Annotated in this window: 23 protein-coding genes and 1 tRNA gene; 12 read left to right on the forward strand and 12 right to left on the reverse strand. The window is 70.2% G+C overall.

All coding sequences use genetic code 11. The features are described from left to right. Positions 1-26: 26 nt before the first annotated feature. The 3 genes from ACTWQN_RS20885 to sp36 form a co-directional block, all read right to left on the reverse strand. Positions 27-638 (reverse strand): hypothetical protein, encoded by a 612-nt coding sequence (locus ACTWQN_RS20885; protein WP_443205205.1) that lies wholly within the window; start codon positions 636-638, stop codon positions 27-29. Positions 639-1,031: 393 nt separating this feature from the next. Continuing rightward, positions 1,032-1,490 carry a RidA family protein gene (locus ACTWQN_RS20890; RefSeq protein WP_443205206.1) on the reverse strand — a complete coding sequence of 153 codons (459 nt, stop codon included), beginning with the start codon at positions 1,488-1,490 and terminating at the stop codon, positions 1,032-1,034. 1 nt (position 1,491) lies between these two features. Beyond that, positions 1,492-1,650 carry a Sp36 family protein gene (gene sp36, locus ACTWQN_RS20895; protein ID WP_443205207.1) on the reverse strand — a complete coding sequence of 53 codons (159 nt, stop codon included), beginning with the start codon at positions 1,648-1,650 and terminating at the stop codon, positions 1,492-1,494. Between the two features lie 105 nt (positions 1,651-1,755). On the opposite strand from sp36, the gene ACTWQN_RS20900 reads away from it, so the two are divergent. From ACTWQN_RS20900 to bagB, 3 genes are all read left to right on the forward strand, one after another. Next, a complete protein-coding gene (locus ACTWQN_RS20900) occupies positions 1,756-1,887 on the forward strand; it encodes a hypothetical protein (protein ID WP_443205208.1) in 132 nt (43 codons plus the stop codon). Between the two features lie 85 nt (positions 1,888-1,972). Beyond that, positions 1,973-2,974 carry an ATPase BagA gene (bagA, locus tag ACTWQN_RS20905; RefSeq protein ID WP_443205209.1) on the forward strand — a complete coding sequence of 334 codons (1,002 nt, stop codon included), beginning with the start codon at positions 1,973-1,975 and terminating at the stop codon, positions 2,972-2,974. Next, positions 2,971-4,110, forward strand: coding sequence for an ATPase BagB (gene bagB, locus ACTWQN_RS20910; RefSeq protein ID WP_443205210.1), 1,140 nt, complete (start codon positions 2,971-2,973; stop codon positions 4,108-4,110). Before bagA ends, bagB begins: the two co-directional genes overlap by 4 nt. A gap of 57 nt (positions 4,111-4,167) precedes the next feature. Here bagB and ACTWQN_RS20915 read toward each other — a convergent pair whose 3' ends face one another. Continuing rightward, positions 4,168-4,467 (reverse strand): WhiB family transcriptional regulator, encoded by a 300-nt coding sequence (locus ACTWQN_RS20915; RefSeq protein WP_184725415.1) that lies wholly within the window; start codon positions 4,465-4,467, stop codon positions 4,168-4,170. Positions 4,468-4,715: 248 nt separating this feature from the next. Between ACTWQN_RS20915 and ACTWQN_RS20920 the strand changes: the two genes are divergently transcribed. After that, on the forward strand, positions 4,716-7,118 hold the full coding sequence (locus ACTWQN_RS20920) for a penicillin-binding protein (RefSeq protein WP_443205211.1): 2,403 nt from the start codon (positions 4,716-4,718) through the stop codon (positions 7,116-7,118). A gap of 157 nt (positions 7,119-7,275) precedes the next feature. Then, on the forward strand, positions 7,276-8,076 hold the full coding sequence (locus ACTWQN_RS20925) for a siderophore-interacting protein (protein ID WP_443205352.1): 801 nt from the start codon (positions 7,276-7,278) through the stop codon (positions 8,074-8,076). A gap of 107 nt (positions 8,077-8,183) precedes the next feature. Here ACTWQN_RS20925 and ACTWQN_RS20930 read toward each other — a convergent pair whose 3' ends face one another. Continuing rightward, on the reverse strand, positions 8,184-8,654 hold the full coding sequence (locus ACTWQN_RS20930) for a GatB/YqeY domain-containing protein (RefSeq protein WP_443205212.1): 471 nt from the start codon (positions 8,652-8,654) through the stop codon (positions 8,184-8,186). A 69-nt stretch (positions 8,655-8,723) separates the two neighbouring features. On the opposite strand from ACTWQN_RS20930, the gene ACTWQN_RS20935 reads away from it, so the two are divergent. The 4 genes from ACTWQN_RS20935 to ACTWQN_RS20950 all read left to right on the forward strand — a co-directional run bounded on the left by ACTWQN_RS20935 (position 8,724) and on the right by ACTWQN_RS20950 (position 12,400). Continuing rightward, complete coding sequence (locus tag ACTWQN_RS20935; protein WP_443205213.1) at positions 8,724-9,686, forward strand: metallophosphoesterase; 963 nt, start codon at positions 8,724-8,726, stop codon at positions 9,684-9,686. A gap of 51 nt (positions 9,687-9,737) precedes the next feature. After that, positions 9,738-9,811, forward strand: a tRNA-Pro gene (locus ACTWQN_RS20940). Between the two features lie 123 nt (positions 9,812-9,934). After that, positions 9,935-10,423 (forward strand): DUF1203 domain-containing protein, encoded by a 489-nt coding sequence (locus ACTWQN_RS20945; RefSeq protein ID WP_443205214.1) that lies wholly within the window; start codon positions 9,935-9,937, stop codon positions 10,421-10,423. Between the two features lie 141 nt (positions 10,424-10,564). Further along, positions 10,565-12,400, forward strand: a complete 1,836-nt coding sequence (locus ACTWQN_RS20950; RefSeq protein ID WP_443205215.1) for a S9 family peptidase — start codon at positions 10,565-10,567, stop codon at positions 12,398-12,400. 76 nt (positions 12,401-12,476) lie between these two features. Here the strand turns inward: ACTWQN_RS20950 and ACTWQN_RS20955 are convergent, their stop codons facing one another. The 4 genes from ACTWQN_RS20955 to ACTWQN_RS20970 all read right to left on the reverse strand — a co-directional run bounded on the left by ACTWQN_RS20955 (position 12,477) and on the right by ACTWQN_RS20970 (position 14,215). Beyond that, positions 12,477-13,178, reverse strand: a complete 702-nt coding sequence (locus ACTWQN_RS20955) for a class I SAM-dependent methyltransferase (RefSeq protein WP_443205216.1) — start codon at positions 13,176-13,178, stop codon at positions 12,477-12,479. A 76-nt stretch (positions 13,179-13,254) separates the two neighbouring features. After that, positions 13,255-13,431: an ABC transporter transmembrane domain-containing protein gene (locus ACTWQN_RS20960; RefSeq protein WP_443205217.1), complete on the reverse strand. Its 177-nt coding sequence runs from the start codon at positions 13,429-13,431 to the stop codon at positions 13,255-13,257. 68 nt (positions 13,432-13,499) lie between these two features. Continuing rightward, positions 13,500-13,685, reverse strand: a complete 186-nt coding sequence (locus tag ACTWQN_RS20965) for a hypothetical protein (protein WP_443205218.1) — start codon at positions 13,683-13,685, stop codon at positions 13,500-13,502. 5 nt (positions 13,686-13,690) lie between these two features. Beyond that, positions 13,691-14,215: a GNAT family N-acetyltransferase gene (locus ACTWQN_RS20970; RefSeq protein ID WP_443205219.1), complete on the reverse strand. Its 525-nt coding sequence runs from the start codon at positions 14,213-14,215 to the stop codon at positions 13,691-13,693. Positions 14,216-14,291: 76 nt separating this feature from the next. On the opposite strand from ACTWQN_RS20970, the gene ACTWQN_RS20975 reads away from it, so the two are divergent. Together ACTWQN_RS20975 and ACTWQN_RS20980 are read left to right on the forward strand one after the other, a co-directional pair. Beyond that, positions 14,292-14,828, forward strand: coding sequence for a TetR/AcrR family transcriptional regulator (locus ACTWQN_RS20975; RefSeq protein ID WP_443205220.1), 537 nt, complete (start codon positions 14,292-14,294; stop codon positions 14,826-14,828). Between the two features lie 51 nt (positions 14,829-14,879). After that, the gene (locus tag ACTWQN_RS20980) at positions 14,880-15,944 is read left to right on the forward strand and encodes an NADH:flavin oxidoreductase/NADH oxidase (protein WP_443205221.1); all 1,065 of its coding nucleotides are present in this window, start codon (positions 14,880-14,882) and stop codon (positions 15,942-15,944) included. A 180-nt stretch (positions 15,945-16,124) separates the two neighbouring features. Here the strand turns inward: ACTWQN_RS20980 and ACTWQN_RS20985 are convergent, their stop codons facing one another. Together ACTWQN_RS20985 and ACTWQN_RS20990 are read right to left on the reverse strand one after the other, a co-directional pair. After that, a complete protein-coding gene (locus ACTWQN_RS20985; RefSeq protein ID WP_443205222.1) occupies positions 16,125-16,622 on the reverse strand; it encodes a Dps family protein in 498 nt (165 codons plus the stop codon). A gap of 103 nt (positions 16,623-16,725) precedes the next feature. After that, positions 16,726-17,280, reverse strand: coding sequence for an NADPH-dependent FMN reductase (locus ACTWQN_RS20990; protein ID WP_443205223.1), 555 nt, complete (start codon positions 17,278-17,280; stop codon positions 16,726-16,728). Between the two features lie 170 nt (positions 17,281-17,450). On the opposite strand from ACTWQN_RS20990, the gene ACTWQN_RS20995 reads away from it, so the two are divergent. Then, positions 17,451-18,518: an alpha/beta hydrolase gene (locus tag ACTWQN_RS20995; RefSeq protein ID WP_443205353.1), complete on the forward strand. Its 1,068-nt coding sequence runs from the start codon at positions 17,451-17,453 to the stop codon at positions 18,516-18,518. A gap of 75 nt (positions 18,519-18,593) precedes the next feature. Here the strand turns inward: ACTWQN_RS20995 and ACTWQN_RS21000 are convergent, their stop codons facing one another. Continuing rightward, complete coding sequence (locus tag ACTWQN_RS21000) at positions 18,594-21,050, reverse strand: helix-turn-helix transcriptional regulator (protein ID WP_443205224.1); 2,457 nt, start codon at positions 21,048-21,050, stop codon at positions 18,594-18,596. Positions 21,051-21,057: the final 7 nt, after the last annotated feature.

The following is a 21,057-nucleotide window of genomic DNA, read 5'->3' on the forward strand; positions in this document are numbered from 1 at the left end:
ACGCCTCCTTCACGGATGTCCGCCGCTCATCGGCGGGCGGCAAGTTCTTCAGCTCCCGTGCACACCAGCACCGACTCGTCGAGCGCGGTGTGGTGGTACTCGGTCGGTTCCAGGTCCGGCGGGAGAACCTCGACGCAGGGATCGAGTTCGCCGAGCGCCCGCAGGACGCGCTGGATCTCCCCGGTGAGGCTGACGACGTCGGCGGAGGCGGTCACCAGCACGACCCGCTTCGGTGCGCTGTCCTCGCCGCTGCGCCAGCTGCTGCGCACTTCGCGGACCCCCGACCGACCGCGCAGCGTGGCGCCGAGCACCAGTGCCCCGGAGTCGCTGCCGGCGTCCGCGGGTCCTTCGGTGCTGAACGCGTACCGCGGCGCGGTGTCGGGGTCCGCGGGCAGCACGGCGTTGACCATCGCGGGGTCGGCGCCCCGCGGCAGCAGCGCGTGGGAGAGCAGTCGGTGTTCGGCGTCGTCGAGCGCGATGCGCTCTCGGACGAGGCTGCCCGGCAGCAGCCTGGCGACCACGTCGGCGGCGTCGCCAGCCAGCCAGTCGCGGTAGCGCCACAGGTGCCGGTCGGGCAACCGACCAGCGAGTCGAAGCAGTAGTTCGTGACACAGCAGATCGGTTTCGCGCGCCGCCACGTCGGCCCCTCCCAGCCTCAGTACTACGTCGATGCGGGTGTCGCTCGTGCCCCCCGGCTTTCAGCTGCACCCGTCCAGGTGAACTTTGGCCGCGTAGACCTGATCAATCAAGCCCTCGAACGGTCTTTTCGCAACACTCTGGAATCGATATTCCCCTATTTGGGTTAGCCGGATCCGACGAACTCAAGCAAAGGATGATCGCAGCGTACTGGGCGCGCGCAGCGCTTCGCGGCCCAGCCATCGAAAACGCGATCGCGGTATCCACCAACGACCGACCGTGACGCGAACAAAACGCGGCGTCACCCGAAACCGGGCGACGCCGCGGTGCCTGGCGGCGACCTGGCGTCGCGACCAAGTCAAACCGCGCACTTTCGACATTTCAGGGACTGCCGCTCATTCGACCTCGACGATCAGTTCCACCTCGACGGGCACGCCGAGCGGCAATTCCGCCACGCCCACCGCGGAGCGGGCGTGCTGACCGGCCTCCCCGAAGATCTCGCCGAGCAACTCGGATGCCCCGTTGACCACCGCGGGCTGGCCGGTGAAGCCCTCCGCCGAGGCCACGAACCCGACCACCTTGACGATCCGGACCACCGAGTCCAGGCCGACCAGCGCGTCCACCGCGGCGAGCGCGTTGAGCGCGCAGATCCCGGCGTGCTGCTTGGCCTCCGCCGGGCTGATCTCCGCCCCGACCTTGCCGGTCGCCGCGACCTCACCGGCGACCATCGGCACCTGACCGGCGGTGTAGACGAGCGAACCGGTGCGCACCGCGGGCACGTACGCCGCGACTGGTTTCACGACCTCCGGCAGCGGAATCCCGAGCTCCGCGAGTCGATCAGTCCACCGACCCATGTCAGGCCTCCCTCGACCGCTTCAGGTAGGCCACCATCTGCTCACCGGTCGGACCGGGCAGAACGGTGACCAGCTCCCAACCGTCCTCGCCCCACTGGTCGAGGATCTGCTTGGTCGCGTGGATCAACAGCGGAACCGTCGCGTACTCCCACTTCTGCATGCGTGCAGCTTAGAAGGCGTGCGGATGGCGGCTCGGCAGTGCGTGCTCGGGAGTGAAAATCCCTGTTCTCACCAGCATTACCAGGCGCGACCGGACTGCGGTCCGGTGGTTCCCCTGGCGCACGCCCTGCTGGCGGTGGTCGACGCCGATCTCAACTTCGCCCGCCGCGCGGCCGACTGCAGCTGGGCACGACTGCGGGCGGGCGTTCGCGACCTGGTCGAACGCGTCCTGCGCTGATCCGGCTGGCGCACCGTCGAGCTCCGCAGACGGCCGAGTTCACGACCGGCAGACATTTCCAGAACTCGCCACATACGCTGACCGTGTGACCGACTGGGACGGGGAACTGAACAAGGCCCGACTGCACGTGGTCAGCGGCAAAGGCGGCACCGGCAAGACCACCGTCGCCGCCGCACTGGCCCTCGCCCTGGCCACCGGCGGTCACAAGGTGCTGTTGATCGAGGTCGAGGGGCGGCAGGGCATCGCCCAGCTCTTCGACACCGCACCGCTGCCCTACGCCGAGGAGTGGATCGCCGCGGCCCCCGGCGGCGGCGAGCTCCGCGCGCTGGCCATCGACGCCGAGGCGGCGCTGCTGGAGTACCTGTCGATGTTCTACAACCTCGGCTTCGCCGGTCGCACGCTGCGCAAGATGGGCGCGATCGAGTTCGCCACCACGCTCGCGCCAGGTCTGCGCGACGTGCTGTTCACCGGAAAGATCAAGGAATGCGTCGGCCGCACCGATGAGCACGGCCGCTACGTCTACGACGCGGTGGTGGTCGACGCGCCGCCGACCGGCCGGGTGGTGAAGTTCCTGGACGTCACCCGCGCGATGGCCGACCTGGCCAAGGTCGGGCCGATCCGGGAACACAGCGACGGGGTGGTGCGCCTGCTGCACTCCAGCGACACCGTCGTGCACCTGGTGACGCTGCTGGAGGAACTGCCGGTGCGGGAGACCCTGGACACCGTCGCCGAACTCGACGCCGCCGACCTGCGGCCGGGCGGGGTGGTGTTCAACCGGGTCCGGCCCAACCGGCTGCCGCCCCGCTCGGTCGTCGCCGCCGCGGACGGCCGGGTGGACGCGACACGGGTGCGCACCGGCCTGGCCGCGGCCGGGCTGCACGTGGACGGCGAAACCCTGGGCGGGCTGGTGCACGAGACGATCGAGCACGCCATCCGGGCCCGCGCCGAGGACGACGCCCGCCGACAGCTGGCCGCCACCGATCTGCCCAGCGTCTCGTTGCCCGACCTCACCGCCGGTATCGACGTCGCCGAGCTCTACGAACTCGCCGAGGTACTCACCGAACACGGCATCCGGAGCCCCCGATGAGCGAACCGTTGCGACCCGCGCAGGTCGACATCGACGCGTTGCTGGACGACCCGAACACGCACATCGTCGTCTGCTGCGGCTCCGGCGGCGTCGGCAAGACGACCACCGCGGCGGCCCTCGCGGTGCGCGCGGCGGAACGCGGTCGCAAGACCGTGGTGCTCACCATCGACCCGGCCAAACGGCTCGCGCAGGCCCTGGGACTGCGCGAACTCGGCAACCAACCGAAGCAGGTGGTGATCGACGGGTTCGAACCGGCCGGTGATCTCAACGCGATGATGCTGGACATGCGCCGCACCTTCGACGACATGGTGCTCGCGCACGCCGGGCAGGACCGCGCCGAGCAGATCCTGAACAACCACTTCTACCAGACGATTTCCACGTCGTTCTCCGGCACGCAGGAGTACATGGCGATGGAGAAGCTCGGCCAGCTCTCCGCCTCCGGCTCGTGGGACCTGATCGTGGTGGACACCCCGCCGAGCCGGTCGGCGCTGGACTTCCTGGACGCGCCGCAGCGGTTGTCCACCGTGCTGGACGGTCGGCTGATCAAGATGCTGTCCAGTCCGGCGCGGGTCGGCGGCAAGGGGCTGCGCAAGCTCGTCGGGGCCGGATTCGGGATGTTCGCCAAGGCGGTCTCCACCATCATCGGCGGCCAACTGCTCACCGATGCCGCCGCTTTCGTGCAGGCCTTCGACTCGACCTTCGGCGGGTTCCGGGAACGGGCCGACCACACCTACCGGTTGCTGCGCTCCCCGGGCACGGCGTTCCTGGTGGTCGCCGCGCCGGAACCGGACGCGCTGCGGGAGGCCACCTACTTCGTGGAGCGGCTCGCCGGGGAGCAGATGCCGCTGGTCGGGCTGGTGGCCAACCGCACCCACCCGGTCTTCGCCGGGCTCGCCGGGCCGCGGGCGGTATCGGCCGCCGAGGAGATCGAGATGACCGGTTCGGCGCCGCTGGCCGCGGCGGTGCTGCGGGTGCACGCCGACCGCGTCGCGGTGGCCGAGCGCGAGAAGCGGTTGCTGGCCCGGTTCACCCGCGCGCACCCGGAGGTGCCGCTGGTCGGAGTTCCGGCGCTGCCGTCGGATGTGCACGACCTGGACGGGCTGCGGGAGATCGGCCGCCGCCTGGCCGGTGAATAACAGGTGTCGGGCCGGGCAATCCGCGGTGACGAATTGCCCGGCCCGACTCCGAATGGACTAGCTGACTTGGTACTCGGTGAAATCGGCATAATCCTGCCGGGCGGCTTCCAGCAATTCTCGCCAGTTGCGGACGTCGGGCCGACGGCGCAGCAGCGCCCGCCGTTCCCGCTCCGTCATTCCGCCCCACACACCGAATTCGATCTTGTTGTCGAGCGCCTCGCTGAGGCACTCGGTGCGGACCGGGCAGCCGAAGCAAACCATTCGCACCTTGCGCTGCTCAGCTCCGCGAACGAACAATTGATCCGGATTCTGGTCACGACATGCGGCGTTAACCCGCCAGTCCCCCTGCTCGAACATAGAGTTCCCCCAGCTCCTCACTGGATCGTCGGCGACTGTATTTCGTCCGGAGCCCCCCGGCACCGGATGTTGTGCTCAGAACTGCTTCGACCACAACAGTGCTGTCGCTGGACGTAGACGGACTTTAGAGCCCACCGGTTCCACAACCAACCAACGGTTGTCGCTCCGTTATCTTTCGGGCTCATCACATCGGGCGGATCTTGGCCGTGACACTCCGTCACGAACGAGTCCGGATTTACTCTGGCGAAGTGCGTGTCCGAGACGGCTTGCTGAAGCTATTCGGTCTGTGTGTGCTGGCTGGCGTGCTGGTGGCCGGATTGTTGTTCCCGGCCGCGGGATCACTGGGAGTGGTCTCCAACCGCGCCAGCGATGCGGTGAACAGCATCTCGACCGATCTGATGACCAAGGAACCGCCTCTTGTGACGACGGTCACAGATAAAGATGGGCGGCCTATCGCGTATCTGTTCGACCAGAACCGAACTCCGGCGGCGCCGGACCAGATCGCCGACACCATGAAAGCGGCGATCGTGGCGATCGAGGACCGCCGGTTCTTCGACCACCACGGCGTGGACTGGGCGGGCACCGTCCGGGCCGCCGTGACCAACCAGATGTCCGGCGAGATCGCGCAGGGCGGCTCCACGCTGACCCAGCAGTACGTGAAGAACTACCTGGTGCACGTGGTCTCCGCCGACGACCCGGTCAAGCAGGCCAAGGCCATCGAGCAGACCCCGGCGCGCAAGCTGCGCGAGATCCGGATCGCGCTTCAGGTGGAGAAGCAGATCGGCAAGGAAGAGATCCTCGCCCGCTACCTCAACGTGGTGCCCTACGGCAACCAGGCCTACGGGATCGCGGCAGCCGCCCGCACCTACTTCGACACCACACCCGACCAGCTGACCATCGCGCAGGCCGCCCTGCTGGCCGGCATGGTCAACAGCCCGAGCTCGCTGAACCCGGAGAGCAACCCCGGCGAGGCGCTCAACCGCCGCAACCTGGTGATCAAGGCGATGGAGGACCAGCGCCGCATCACCCCGCAGGCCGCCGAAGAAGCCCGCAACGCACCGCTGGGTCTGGTGCAGCCGCTGCGCGGCATCCCCAACGGCTGCGTCGGCGCCGGGCCCTCGGACGGGTTCTTCTGCAAGTACGTCATCGACTACCTGGAACGCGCCGGGTTCACCGAGGAGCAGCTCAAGCGCGGCGGCTACACGATCCGCACCACCATGGACAAGCGCGCCACCGACGCGGCGAAGACCGCCGCCGAACGCGGCGTCCCGAAGATGACCAGGGGCGTCGCCAACGTGATGAGCGTGGTGGAGCCCGGCCGGGACAAGCACCGGGTCCGCGCGCTGGTCGCCAACCGCGACTTCGGCATCGACGCCGCCAAGGGGCAGACCGCGTACGCGCTGCCCAGCGGGGTGGTCAAGTTCGGTGCCGGATCGGTCTACAAGGTGTTCACCTCGGCCGCCGCGCTGGAGAAGGGGATGGGCATCTACAACACCATCCAAGCCCCCGGCTCCTACACGTCCGCGGTGTACAAGAACGGCACGGCGCCCTACACCGTCGGCAACGCCGAAGGTGTGGCGCCGGGGCCGCGCACCCTGCAGATGGCGCTGGCCACCTCGCCGAACACCGCGTTCGTCGCACTGCAGGAACGCGTCGGGCTGGCCCCGACGGTGGACATGGCCGCGCGGCTGGGCATGCGCCAGACGCTGCTCAACAACACCGCGTCCGGCGACCCGCTCGCGCCGAACGGCTCCAACGGCCTGTCCCAGGCCGACCAGGTCAAGCAGCGCAACATCGGCGCCTTCACGCTCGGCTACTCGCCGACCAGTCCGCTGGAGCTCAGCAACGTCGCCGCCACGATCATGAGCGGCGGCGTGTGGTGCCCGCCGACGCCGATCGAGCAGATCCTGGACCGCAACGGCAACCCGGTCTCGATCACCGAGGAACCGTGCGAACAGGCCGTGGACACCGGCCTGGCGAACGCCATGGCGGTCGGGATGAGCCGCGACGACCTGCCCGGCGGCACCGCTGCGGCGGCGGCCAGCGCGGCTGGCTGGAACCGTCCGCTGGCCGCCAAGACCGGCACCACCGAAGCGCACCAGTCCGCTGGCTTCATCGGCGCCACCCCGCAGTTCGCGGGTGCGGTGCTGACCTTCAGCGACGGCACCTCACCGCAGGGCATCTGCGACACCGATCCGCCACGGCTGTGCGGGGTCAACGGCGGCAACATCTACGGCGGCAAGGTGCCCGCGCGGACCTTCTTCGACGCGATGAACGTCATCCACGAAGGCCTGCCGGTGGCGCCGCTGCCGGCGACCACGGACCGCTACGAGAACGGCGGCGACGAGTTCCAGGTGCCCAACGTCGTCGGCATGGAGGCCAAGCGGGCCACCGAGACGCTGCAGAAGGCGGGCTACAAGGTCCAGGAGCGCTCGGTGAACAGCGAGCGCAGGCAGGGCATCGTGACCAGCCAGACGCCGCGCGGCTTCGCGCTGCCCGGCGAGGTCGTGACGATCTCGGTTAGCACCGGCTACGTGCCACCGCCGTCGGCGGAGCGGCCACCGCCCAGCCCACCGCAGCAACCGCCACCCGGCCAACCACCGGATCGGCCCCGACCACCGGCCTTGCCACCGGGCATATTCCCACCCTGATCGACCAGTGCGGGCGTCTTCGAGCACCGAAGGCGCCCGCACTGCTGTCCGGGCGATTCCGCTGTCCGGGCGATTCCGCTGTCCGGGCGATTCCGCGCGAAATCGCCACTCACCATGGGGGACGAGGTCGGCTCTTTAGACTCGGTGTGTGACGAGCATGCAGGCGAGCACCAGGCGCGCGCGGTCCCGATATCGGCTGCTGGACGTGCGGGCCACCGAGTGGATCACACCGCGGATGGTGCGCGTCACGCTCGGCGGATCGGAGCTCTCGGACTTCGTCAGCAACGGCAGCGACCAGCGGATCAAGCTGTGCCTGCCGCAACCCGGCCAGCCGATGCCGGTGGGCCGCACCCGCGCCGAGGTTTTCGCGCTGCCCCGCGAGCAGCAGCCGCGGCAGCGCACCTACACCGTGCGCTCGTTCGACCCGCGGCGGCAGGAGCTGGCGATCGACTTCGTCGTGCACGACCACGACGGGCCAGGCAGCACCTGGGCGGCGCAGGCCGCGCCCGGCGGGCAGATCGTCACGGTCGGCCCCAGCCCGGCGTACCGCCCGCAGCCGGACGCCGACCCGCTCACGCTGATCGGTGACGAGACCGCGCTGCCCGCCATCGCGGCAATCCTGGCTGAGCTGCCCGCCCACGCCCGCGTGCGGGTGTTCGCCGAGGTCGCCGACGCCGCAGAGGAACAGCCGATCACCTCGGCGGCCGAAGTGGTCTGGCACTGGCTGCACCGCGACGGCGTCCCGGCTGGCGAGAGCACGCTGCTCGTGGACGCGCTGCGATCAGCCGACCTCGGCGCGAACCCGCACGTGTGGATCGGCGCGGAGGCCGACGTAGTCCACCAACTGCGCGAACACTGCCAACAGAACCTCGGCCTGGACCGGCGCCACCTCTACGCCCTCACCTACTGGCGCCGCAACGCCACCGGCGACCAACACGACGCCGAGTCGGCGAGGTGAAGGGCACCTTCTACCAAGTAACTTGGCGAAAGGTGCCCTTCACCTCTCACCCGAACGCGGGCCGGAACGCAGCGCGGATCTAGTTCAGCGGCAGGCTCTTGGGAGCGTCAGTTGGCGAGTTGGGCCTTGACCAGGGCGGCGACCTTGCCGCCTTCGGCGCGGCCCGCCACCTTGGCGTTCGCGGCCTTCATGACCTGCCCCATCTGCTTCAGCCCCGGCCGCTCGCCGAGTTCGCCCTCGACCTCGGCGACGGCGTCGGAGACCAGCTGCGCCAACTCGTCGTCGCCGAGCGGCTTCGGCAGGTAGCGCCGCAGGATCTCGGCCTCGCCGAGTTCGGCCGCCGCCTGCTCGGCACGCCCGGCGGCGCGGAACGCCTCGGCCGCCTCGTCGCGCTTCTTGGCCTCCTTGTTCAGTACCCGCTGCACCTCCTCCTCGGAGAGCTCGCGCGCCTTCTTCCCGGCGACCTCCTCCTTGCTGACGGCGGCCAGCGCCATCCGCAGCACTCCGGTAACGACGGTGTCGCGTTGCTTCATCGCAGCGGACAGGTCCGCCCGCAGCTTGTCCTTGAGCTCGGCCATGCGGTGATTATCGCGCTGCCGACGCGGGCGCCGAGTCGCTGGGCCGCGAGTCGTCGTAGGGTTGGTGGGGTGAACAAGTTCGGGCGGATTCTGCTCAGCGCGGGCGCTCTCGGCGCCGCGACGGTCACCTACTCGGCCGCTGTCGAACGGCGCCACTGGACGCTGCGCCAGGTGACGTTGCCGGTGCTCGCCGAGGACGCCGCCCCGCTGCGGGTCCTGCACATCTCCGACCTGCACATGACCCCGAACCAGCGGTCCAAGCAGCGGTGGGTGGCCCGGCTCGCCGAACTGGAGCCCGACCTGGTGGTCAACACCGGCGACAACCTCGCGCACCCCCAGGCCGTGCCCGCCGCGCTGCGCGCGATGGGCCCGCTGCTGGACCGGCCCGGTGTGTTCGTCTTCGGCAGCAACGACTACTACGGGCCGACCGCGAAGAACCCGGCCCGCTACCTGCTGCCGTCGAAGAAGGCCAAGCGGATCCACGGGCAACCGCTGCCGTGGCGCGACCTGCGCGCGGCGATGACCGAACGCGGCTGGCTGGACGCCACGCATCGGCGGCACGAGATCGAGGTCGCCGGGATGCGGATCCACCTGGCCGGACTCGATGATCCGCACCTGCACCTGGACCGCTACGACCTGATCGCCGGGCCCGCACCGGCCGACGTCCAGCTGCGGCTGGGCGTCACCCATTCCCCCGAGCCCCGGGTGCTGGACGCGTTCGCCGAGGACGGCTACGACTTGGTGCTGGCCGGGCACACCCACGGTGGGCAGCTGCGGTTGCCCGGTTACGGCGCGCTGGTGACCAACTGCGAGCTGGACCGGTCGCGGGCCCGTGGCGCATCCACCTGGGGCGAGCGCCTGCACCTGCACGTCTCGGCCGGGCTGGGCACCTCCCCGTACGCGCCGGTGCGGTTCGCCTGCCCACCCGAGGCCAGCCTGCTGACGCTCTTGCCCCGCACCGAAAAGCCCGCTGCTACCAGCGAGAACTTCTCGAAGAGGACCCCGTATGGAGCAGGGGAAGGCGTCCGCTAGACTGTGATCCGGCGGTTGGACGAGCACCCGATATGTTCACCGCTGGAAGATCGGGGTGTGGCGCAGCTTGGGAGCGCGCTTCGTTCGGGTCGAAGAGGTCGTGGGTTCAAATCCCGCCACCCCGACAGCGAGAGAGGCCTTGGCCGGGTTTCCGGCCAAGGCCTCTTTTGATTCCGGCCTATCTTGATTTCGGTTGGACGGCCGTTTTCCGCCAGCGTCGACCTAGGTCCGGCGGCGAGCATTGCGGCATGACCTTCCGCGTTTCGCCCATCGAATCCAGCGTGCTCGACGAACTCCGCAAGCTCGACGACGCCGGGCGCGAACCGTCCATCCGCATCGAAGACGACGAGTACGGCGAGCCGCTGCGGTGCTGCCTGCGCCGCAGTCGGCCGGGCGAGCGGATCGCGCTGGTCGCCTACGCGCCGCTGCGGCGCTGGGCACGCGACACCGGGGTCGACCCGGGCGCGTACGAGGAGGTCGGGCCGGTGTTCATCCACGCCGAAACCTGCGCCGGACCCGATTCCCAGGCGTGGCCCGAGGAACTGCGCGGAACCCGGCGCGTGCTGCGCAGCTACGCATCCGACGGCCGGATCCTCGGTGGCTGCCTGCTCGACGGCAAGACCAACCTGTCCGAGCAGACGGCCGGTGACCTGCTGCTGGATCCGGAGGTCGCGCTGGTGCACGTCCGGGCAGTGGAGTTCGGCTGCTTCCTGTTCGAAGTGCGGCGCCGCGGCTGAGACCAGAACCGCCTGGTGTGGTGCTGGGTTTCGTGAGCGATTAACCGGGATTTTCGCTCCCGAGCGCACGCCGCGTTCGAGACCGGCGCCGAAGGGCCGTCCAGTTCCGCGGGTGGTGGCGTTATCGGGCAGTATCGAGGCGTGAGCACCTACCCCGAGGCGAAGATCCCCGAGAAGCTGTTCGACGATCCGGCGCGGGAGGCCCGCTGGCGGGCGCGGTTCAGCGCGCCGCGCGTGTCGCTGCCCGACTGGGCGCGGGACGCGCCGCAGCGCAGCCTGTACGTGTCGAATTCCAGCGGCACCTGGGAGATCTACGCCTGGGATCGGGAGTCGGGCGGGCACCGCCAGGTAACCGACCGTCCACAAGGGACTTTCCACGGCACGCTGTCCGCGAACGGCGAGCAGATCTGGTGGTTCGACGACACCGACGGCGACGAGTTCGGCAGCTGGGTGGTGGAGCCGTTCGGCTCGGGCGGATCGCAGCCCGGCATGCCCGGCACCCACCCCGGCTACCCGGCGGGGCTGGAGCTCGGCGCGTCGGTGATAGGTCTGGGCATGTCCACCGACGACGGGGTGACGGTGTGGGTGGCACCCCACGGCGGCCGCCCGGAGGTGCTCTACCAGCACGAACAGGACGGCGGTCTGGCCGCCATGTCCTGGGACGAGTCGATGGTGGTGATCTCGCACTCCGAGCACGGCGACAGCCGACATCCGGCGCTGCGGGTGCTGCGCATCGACGGCTCCGAGGTCGCCGAGAAGTGGGACGGGCCGGGCAAGGGTCTGGACGCGCTGTCCTTCGCGCCGGTCACCGGCGATCCCCGGTTGCTGGTGCTGCACGAGCGGCGCGGCAAGGAGGAGCTGCTGGTTTGGGACGTCGTCGCGGACACCGAGGCGGAGATCAAGCTCGACCTGCCCGGTGAGGTCTCGGCCGACTGGTATCCGGACGGCAAGGCGCTGCTGATCGCGCACACCCACCAGGCGCGGACCACCATGCACCGCTACGAGCTCGCCGAGGACACCCTCACCGAGCTGGCCACGCCGCCCGGCACGGTGGCGGGTGCGTCGGTTCGCCCCGACAACGCGGTGGAGTACGTGTGGTCCTCGGCGGCGACCCCGTCGCTGGTGCGCACGGTTTCGGTGGAGGGCGAGGACCGGGTGCTGCTGACACCACCCGGCGAGCGCGCGCCCGGTTCGGAGGCCGTCAACGACGTGTTCGTGGAGGTCCCGCACGGGCCGAACGACTCGGTGCACGCGCTGGTGGCGCGCCCGGCGGACGCCCCGGACGGTCCGCTGCCGACGGTGTTCAGCCTGCACGGCGGGCCGCATGCGGCTGACGAGGATCGGTTCTCCGCCTACCGAGCGGCGTGGCTGGACGCCGGATTCGCCGTGGTGGAGATCAACTACCGGGGTTCGACCGGGTACGGCTCGGCTTGGCGGGACGCCATCGAGGGCCGTCCGGGCCTGACCGAGCTGGCCGATGTCGCGCGGGTGCACGACTGGGCGATCGCCGCCGGGTTGACCACTCCGGCGCTGAGCGTGGTCGCGGGCGCCTCCTGGGGCGGGTACCTGACGCTGCTGGCGATGGGGACGCAGCCGGAGCGGTGGGCTGGCGGGGTGGCCGGGGTGCCGGTGGCCGACTACGTCTCGGCGTACGCCGACGAGATGGAACCGCTGCGGGCCTACGACCGGGCGCTGTTCGGCGGTTCACCGGAGGAGGTCCCGGAGGTTTACCGGACGGCCTCCCCCATCACCTACGTGGACGCGGTGCGGGCGCCGGTGCTGGTGCTGGCCGGGGACAACGATCCGCGCTGCCCGATCCAGCAGATCCTGAACTACCTGGATCGGTTGGGGCAGCGGGAGATCCCGTTCGAGTTCTACCGCTACGACGCGGGCCACGGCTCACTGGTGGTGGCCGAGACGCTGCGCCAAGTCGCAGCCGAGATCCACTTCGCCCGCCGAGCCGTCGGCCTGACCTGACCGGCTTCCCGATCGGGCGATGAGTGAAGGGCACCTTTGACCGGCTTACTCGGTCAAAGGTGCCCTTCACCTCTACCTAATCGTGTGAGCGGGGAGTTGGCCATTGGGGTTGGCCGGGCCTTTGGATGGGTTGGCGTAGCCAGGTCAGTTCGCGTTCGTACTGGGCGTCTGGGTGGGTGGCGATGCCTTGGACGAGTGGGGCTCTTACGTGTGCGGAGGGCCAGAACCAGTCGGCGCGGCGCACCACCAGGCCGGCCCGCCGCAGCTGCACCAGGACCTCGACGTTCAGGCGGCAGCGCCTACTGCCGCGCAGCATCTCCTGTGCCTGGTCCTGCGCCTGCCCGACCACGCCGGGTGCTCGGGTGTGTTCGAGGAACAGCAGTTGCCCGACGGGCCGCAGCACCCGGCTGATCTCGCTGAGGGCGAGCTGCGGTTGCTCCGTGCTGCACAAGGCGAATCGGCAGACCACCACGTCGAATGCCCCATCCGGGAAGGGCAGCGGCGCGAGGTCCGCTTCGACGAACTCCACCGCCAGATCGGCCCGCTCGCTGCGCAGGTCCGCCGTCGCACCGAGCAGGGCGAGGTAGCAGACGTGCCGGTATTGCAGCAGGTCCTCGACGCGGAACGCACCGATGTCCAGCACCCGTCCGGCGGCCCGCCGCCCGGCCAGCATCCGGAACCGCTCCAGCATCTCCACCGGCGGTGGCACACCGGCGCGCTTGTAGTGGCACGTCACGGTGGTGGCTGAGCGGATGGCGTGGACATCGTCCGACGTCATGGCCGAAGGATGCACACCACCCCGACACCACCTCCAGAGGCTTCCGGCCCCCGAGGTTTCGGCGAGAAACGCGCGGTCACCGAGGTGGCGGTCCGCCGAGATCGCCCGCCTGGTGCCGCGCGAAGAAATCCGGCGGCAACGGCTGCAGATGTCCGAATATCCGGGCGCGAAGTCGAACCAAGAACTGCTCCGCGATTCTCGCCGACAGGAATCCGCCGAAAAACGATGCGACCGCACCGGCAATCGCGATCACCAGCCAGGCCGCTCCTGGCCCCCAGAACGCGGCCAGTTCTCCGGTGGCCAGTGCTTCGCCGGTCAGCGTCAGTCGCTACCCCGTGGTTCGGGTAGCACTGCGCCGCGCAGGATCCAGGTGTCGCCGCAGCGGACCCAGTGCAGCGGCTCGGGTTGCGGCGGCCAGGCCAGCAGGTACCGGTCGTGCAGGTCGTTCATCACCCGCACGTATTCGACCACCGCGTGCAGCACGCGCGACCAGCTGGCCGTTGGCATGGTCGTCACCTCAGTTCAAGGTCGTATCTCAGCTCGTCGAGCTGTTGCCCCCACTGCCTGGCCGGATTCCGCTCCGTGCAACGGAATCCGGCATCCACGTAGAGCCGAGCCGCGGTCTCCAGCGGGTCGACCGTCCACAGCTTCACCTGCTTGAACCCGCGGTCCCGCGCGTGATCGAGCAGGGCCCGCAACAACTTCCGACCGACACCGCCGCCCCGGATCGCCGGATCGACGAGGAACCAGCGCAGCTGCCCGACGCCGTCGCCTTCGTCGGTCAGCGCGACCGTGCCGACGATTTCCGCATCGCGTTCCGCGACCCAAAGCCAGCCGGGTTCGGCCCCTGGTTCGTCGCGGGCCGCACCGAGTGCTTCGGCGAACGCGGCGAGACCGTGCGCGACGTGCGCTTCGAAGCGCTCGTCGAAGCCGTATTCGCGCGCGTAGAGCTCACCGTGCATGGCGAGGACGGCACCGAGGTCACCGGGGCGGGGGCCGACGCGAATGGTGATCTCGGAAGTGCTGGTCGAAGTCATCCGGAACTCCAGTGGTGAAACAGTTGTTTCACTCGTAGGCTAGCAGCCGGTACCGGGAGCGGAACAGAGGGCGACGATGACTCACCGAGATGACGGCCGCCGCAACGAACTGCTCGCGAAACTCCTGGACTACTCCGCGACGCACGGCCTGTCCGAGACATCGCTGCGACCACTGGCCGCCGCGGTCGGCTCCAGCCCTCGGATGCTGCTGTACTTCTTCGGCTCCAAGGAAGAGCTGGTCCGGGAGGTCCACCGGCACGCCCGCGACGTGCAGCTGCGCCTGCTCGCCGACACCCTCAAGGACTGCTCGAACCGGACCGACGCGCTGCGCTCGCTGTGGCAGTGGCTCAGCGATCCGATGCACCACAACGTCGTCCGGTTCTTCTTCGAGAGCTACGCGCGGTCGTTGCACGCGCACGGCGGCGCCTGGGACGGCTTCGGAGAGGCCAGCGTCCGCGAGTGGTTGCCGCAGCTCAGGCAGGCCTTCGGCGGATCCGACACCGAGGCGACGCTGGCCTTGGCCGCGCTGCGCGGCCTGCTGCTCGACCTGCTGGCCACCGGCGACACCGAACGGGTCGAGAACGCGTTCGAGACCCTGCTGCTCAGACTGTGACGTGGTCGACGCAGCGGAATAACTTGTTCCGCCGCGGCGTCGGTGTTGTCCGTGAGCCATCTCTTCGAACCGATCAAGCTGCGCGACGTCGTCATCCGGAACCGGGCGTGGGTCGCGCCGATGTGCCAGTACTCGGCCGTCGACGGCGTGCCCGGCGACTGGCACCTGGTGCACCTGGGCCAGTTCGCCACCGGCGGCGCCGGGCTGATCATCAGCGAGGCGACCGCGGTGGTCCCCGAGGGCCGGATCAGCCCGCACGACACCGGGCTGTGGAACGACGAACAGGTCGCGGCGTGGCGCCGGATCACCGACTTCCTGCACGAGCAGGGCGCGACCGCCGGCGTGCAACTCGCGCACGCGGGGCGGAAGGCCTCCACCAGCCCGCCGTGGCAGGGCAGCCGGACCGTGCCGAAGTCGGAGGGTGGCTGGGACACGGTCAGCTCGACCGGCGACGCCTTCGGCGAGTTGGCGGCGCCTCGCGCCCTGACCGAAGCCGAAATCGCCGAACTGCCCGAGCAGTTCGCCGCGGCGACCCGGCGGGCCGACGCCGCGGGTTTCGACGTCGTCGAACTGCACTTCGCACACGGCTACCTGGCGCACCAGTTCTACTCCCCGCTGGTCAACGACCGGACGGACAGCTACGGCGGCGACTTCGACAACCGGGTGCGGGTGCTGCTGGAGATCACCGACGCGGTGCGCGCGGCGTGGCCCGCGGACCGGCCGCTGATCGCCCGGCTGTCGGCGACCGACTGGGTCGACGGCGGATGGACCGGTGACGACTCGGTGCGGTTGGCACGGCTGCTCGCCGAACGCGGGGTGGATCTCATCGACGCCTCCACCGGTGGCGCGGTGCCCTCGGCGGACATCCCGATCGGGGCCGGTTACCAGGTGCGGTTCGCCCGGCAGATCCGCGCCGAGGCGGACGTGCCCACCGGAGCGGTCGGCATGATCACCTCGCCGGAGCAGGCCGAGGAGATCGTCTCGTCCGGTTCGGCCGACGCGGTGCTGCTCGCCCGCGAGCTGCTGCGCGACCCGCACTGGCCGCTGCACGCCGCCGACCGCCTGCACGCGGACAACATCTGGCCCAAGCAGTACGTGCGGGCCCGCCGCGCCTGACCGCGAAGCACCGCTGGTTGCGGCGTCGGCAATTTCGCGCGAAAGCGCCGCCTCCCGGTGGGAGCGGGTGGCGCTTTCGCGCGCGAATCGCCTACCTGCCGCGGCGAGGGCCAGACCGGGGACGGCTCACACCAACATCCACTGTGGACACGGTGTCGCCCGCGGCTGGCCGACTGGCGGTCAACCGGCCAGTTGGGCCTGCCACATCCAGTGCTGCTTCTCCAGCTCGGCGGCGATGCTGATCAGCATGTCCTGGGTGACGAGGTCGGTCTTGTCCGTTTCGTCGATGCGGCCCCGGAGTCGGCGGATCAGTTCCGCCAGGGCGTTCGTGATCGCCTGGATCACGTCGTGATCGCTGCGCCAGTTCGGGTCGAACTTCGGCACCCCGGAGCCCTCCGCGACGGTCGCGGCACGTCCGTCCGGTGAGACGCCGATGGCGGCGGCGCGCTCGGCGGTGTCGTCGGCGAAGCCGCGAGCGGCGTCGACCAGCTCGTCGAGGTGGAGGTGCACGTTGCGGAAGTGGCTGCCGACGACGTTCCAGTGCGCCTGCTTCGCGACCAGGTGCAGGTCGATCAGGTCCAGCAGCGTCGACTGCAGGATCTTGCCGGTGATGTCCTGGTCCTGGTCGTTCAACGGGCTGGCGATCGGAGCCTTCTTCGAAGCCGTTTTCTGCGCCATGAGCTCTGTTACCTCCTCAAACGCGAGCAGTCCCTTCGAGGGTGCGTCCTGGGGCATACCCGCGCACCTCGAAGAGGATGCGGCAGCCGGGCTTGGAAGAGGATCAGCCCCGGTTGGCGAAGTCGACGACCTGGTGCCCGATGGTGCGCAGCACGCCTGCGACCTTCTCGTCGAGGCATTCCCCACCGGCCTCGAACTGCGTTTCGGCCGAATTCACCGCGCCGCCCAGCGGCGTCGGCCAACCGCGCAGGGAGTGCACGACGGAGCGCAGTGCCTGCAGCGTGGTGACGGTGGCCTGCCAGCCGTAGGCGATGCCGATGCAGCCGACCGCTCGACCGTCCAGGTAAGGGCGCTCATCGGCGCGCAGGTCCTCGACGTAGTCCAGGGCGTTCTTGATCAGCCCGGAGATCGTGCCGTGGTAGCCGGGCGAGGCGAGGATGACGCCGTCAGCGGTGCGCAACGCGTCCACCAGCTCCAGCGCGCTGTCGGTGCGCTCGGTGACCTGCGGGTCGTAGAACGGTAGGGCCAGGCTGCTGCCGGTGATCGCTTGGACCTTGGCGCCCGCTTCCCGCGCGCCGGCGAGCGCGGCGTGCAGCGCCCGCTCCGACTGCGAGTCCGGCCGGACCGATCCGCCGATTCCCACCACGGTCACCGTCATGCACTGATCCTTTCACCCGAACCCCGCACCTGTCGCCTCCCACGAGACGCATTCGCCACGCTACGACTTCGAGCTCACTGGAGGTCAAAGCCGCCCAGCGGTGTCCTGCGCCACGAATACCTGCGGGTAACCTCCACAGGCCCTGCCGCTTTTCCAGGAAGGCCATGCCGATGCCGAAGGTCCTCGAACAGTTGCAGCCGATGCTGGAGGCCGCGATGGTCCGCGGCGTCTTCGCGCTGCCGCAACCCGCGCGGCGCCTCATCGCGGGGCGGCCGATCCGGCTGGACGACCAGGAACTCGCGCTGGACGCCCAGCTGCTGCTCAAGCTGCAGCAGCTCGGCGGTCGTGACGGGTTGGCGGCGGCGACACCGGAGATCGCCCGCGAAGGCATGCGCCGCGCGGCCAAGATCACCTCGGCCGATCCGGTGCCTGGCGTGGTGGTAGCCGACCGGCGGATCCCGGCCGCGGCGGGCGAGCTGCGGGCTCGGCTGTACCGGTCGCGAGAGGTCACCGGGCCGGGACCGCTGCTGGTCTTCTACCACGGCGGCGGCTGGGTCATCGGTGATCTGGACACCCACGACGACCTGTGCCGATTCCTCGCCAAGCACGCCGGGATCCGGGTGCTGTCGGTGGATTACCGCCTCGCGCCGGAATTCCCGTTCCCGGCCGCTCTGGACGACTGCATCGCGGCATACCGCTACGCCCTCGACAACGCCGACGAGCTGGGCACCGACCGCGCTTCGATCGCGGTCGGCGGGGACAGCGCGGGCGGCAACCTGGCGGCCTCGGTCGCCCTGCACGCCACTCGATCGGGACTGACCAAGCCGGTGTTCCAGTTGCTGATCTACCCCGCCGCGGATGCCACCACGCGCCGCCGGTCGCGGGAGTTGTTCGGCACCGGATTCCTGCTCACCGACCGCGACATGGACTGGTTCATGGACCACTACGTGCCCGAGATGGATGCCCGCCCGGACCCGCGGCTGTCGGTGCTGCGCGCCGATGACCTCAGCGGCCTGCCCGCGGCGTACGTCGTGACGGCCGGGTTCGACCCGTTGCGGGACGAGGGCGAGGCCTACGCGCAGCGGCTCGCGGACTCCGGAGTGGCGGTGATCAGCCGCCGGTTCCCGGACCTGATCCACGGCTTCGCCAACCTCCGCACGGTCGGCGACCGGTTCGAGGAAGCCCTGTTCGAGATCGTCGGCACCCTCCGCGCCGGCCTGGAACTCCAACGCACCTGAACCGCCGAAAGACGAGGTGAAGGGCACCTTCTACCAAGTAATTCGGCGAAAGGTGCCCTTCACCCTTCACTCGGATCAGTGTTGGCCGAGGAGTTCGCGGAGGCGGTTCAGGAGGTCTTCGCGGTTGGCGCAGCCGAGGCGTTGCTTGATGCGGCTGATGTGGTGTTCCACCGTTTTGGCCGAGATGAACAGGCGTTTGCCGACCTGCTTGTAGGTCAGGCCGACGAGCACCAGCTCGGCGACCTCCTTCTCCCGCTCGCTGAGCAGATCGTTCTCGGTCGACGTCGCGCCGCGCACCGCGCGCGGGCGCGGCGGCTTGCCCTGCAACGCGCGAGCGCATTCCAGCAACGCCAGCATCGCGCGTCGATCCGTCGTGCGGATCGCCGCCTGCCCGGCCAGCCGCGCCCCGTCCCACGCGAGCCCGGCCGCGTGCAGCGCCCGCGCGACCCGCTCCACCTCGTCCTGGTCCACCTGGCCGTCGAGGATCCGCAACCACACCGGGGCGGCCTCGGCCAGCGCGGCGGCCAGCGGGTTGTGGTGCGCCATGCCGCCCAGCTCCGCGGCGCGCTGCTGCGCGTCGTACATCTCCTCCAGCACCACCGCCGCCTGCAGGCGCTTCCAGGTCAGCATCGACGTCCACAGTGGAGGGTTGCCCAGCCGGTCCAGGAGTTCGCGGGCCTCGGTCAGGTACGGCGTGATCCAGTCCTGGTCCCGCAGCCGCGCCGCGGCGACGACGAGTTCGCCCAGCGGGAGCAGCGCGAACAGGTCGACCGAGTGCTCCGCGACGGCCTGCCTGGCCTGACCGCGCGCCGCGGCGAGCGCGGCCATGTCGTTGTCCCGACTGGCGATACCCGCCTCGATCGCGGTGGCCAACAGCCGGTCGCGCGCCGCAGGCTGGGTCGTCGCGGGCAGCTTCGCGCGGGCGGTCACCGTGTCGCCGCGCACCAGCGGCAGCCACGCCGCCAACAACCGGTGCCGGTTGTGCAGCAGCGGCCCACCGGTACCCGACTCGATCGCCCGGTCCAATGTGGACTGCGCGACGTCGAGCTCACCGCAGTGCAGCGCGACCAGGGCGGCGATCGACGCCGGGGTGTCCGGCGCCAGGATGCTCCGCCCCACCGGTTCCGAAAGCGCCGCGGCCCGGACCAGGGTGGACAAGGCGGTGGTCGCCGATCCGACGACGGATTCGCGGACCCCGGCGGCGAGTTGCGCGGCAGCGCCGGTCAACGAGGTCGGGGGCCCGGCGTCGTCGGAGGTGCGCAGCACCTCGTCGGCATCACCGAGCCGACCGGCACCGATCAGGCCCACCGCGGCATACGCCCGGTCGCCGGGCCAACGCAGCCGCCCCACCGACCACCGGCACAGTTCGGCGGAACGCTCCAGCAGCCCCCGGTGCGCCAACACGCTCGCCGCGACCTGCACGCCGACTTCCTTGTCCGGTACCGCTTCGTCGACGATCACCTGATCGGCCAGCCGCAGCGCCTCGTCCAGCTCACCGGCGACGGCGGCGGCTCGTGCCTGGCGCGCCGCGACCGACGCGGCGGGAGTACCGGCCGACACCGCGGCGGCGAACAGCCGTCCCGCCAGTTGCGGCGCGTCCCGCAGGGCTTCCTCCCCGGCCTTCTCGAACGCCGCCGCCAGAGTCGCTTCCGGAAGCAGCGCGATCTCGGCGCCGAGCAGCGGACTGACCAGCGGCAACACCGAACCGCCTCGGGCCAACTGGATTTCGACCAGCCGCCGGGTCACCCGCAGCCGTCGTTCCCACGGCGTCAGCCGCAGCGCGGCGGCCCGGACGATCGGCAGCAGCACGTCGTCGGCACCGACCAACCCACCGGCCCGCACCGCGAGCAGTGCGGAGCTGACCAGCGCGGGGTCGAGGTCGAGCAACGACGCGAGCAGGTCCGGATGCGGCGTCGCACCGACCGCCATCGCCGTCACGCATCCCCAACCGGCCTCGCCGAGCTGGTCCAGATCGTGCTGGAACTCGTCGAGCGCGCGCGTCGGCAACTCCGGCACGCCGGGCTCGGCCGTGTTCAGCACCCGACTCACGTAGCGGGGAACGCCGCCGGTCTGCGCCTGCAACCAGCCGATCCACTCCGGCGCCGCCTCGACCTGCGCCGCGATCTCCTCGCGCCCGAGCACGGACAGCAGGACCGGCGCACCCAGCTCGCCGATCAGCTCACCCAGGGCATTCGGTCGCGGCCCCGGTCGATAAGCCACCAGCAGCCGCGCGCCGGGCTGCCGGGCGATCTCCCGGAGCCCGCCGAGCACCGACTCGTCCAGCCGGTGGGCATCATCGACCAGCACGGCGCCTTCGCCCGCCCGCTCAAGGGCGTTCGCCCCGAACACCGGCACCCCGGCGTCCCGGTAGGTCCCGGCGAGTTGTTCCAGCAGCGCGGTCTTGCCGTAACCGCCGGCGCCCTGGATCCCGGCCACGATCGGTGCGGTCGGATCGGCGGTGATCGCCGACCGCAGCCCGGCCGCGTGCCCGTCCGGCAACACGGCGGGGCGGGAGGTCGTCGAATGATTCACGCCTGCA

Source organism: Saccharopolyspora antiqui (assembly GCF_052246905.1).
In the GTDB taxonomy this organism is placed as follows: Bacteria; Actinomycetota; Actinomycetes; order Mycobacteriales; family Pseudonocardiaceae; genus Saccharopolyspora.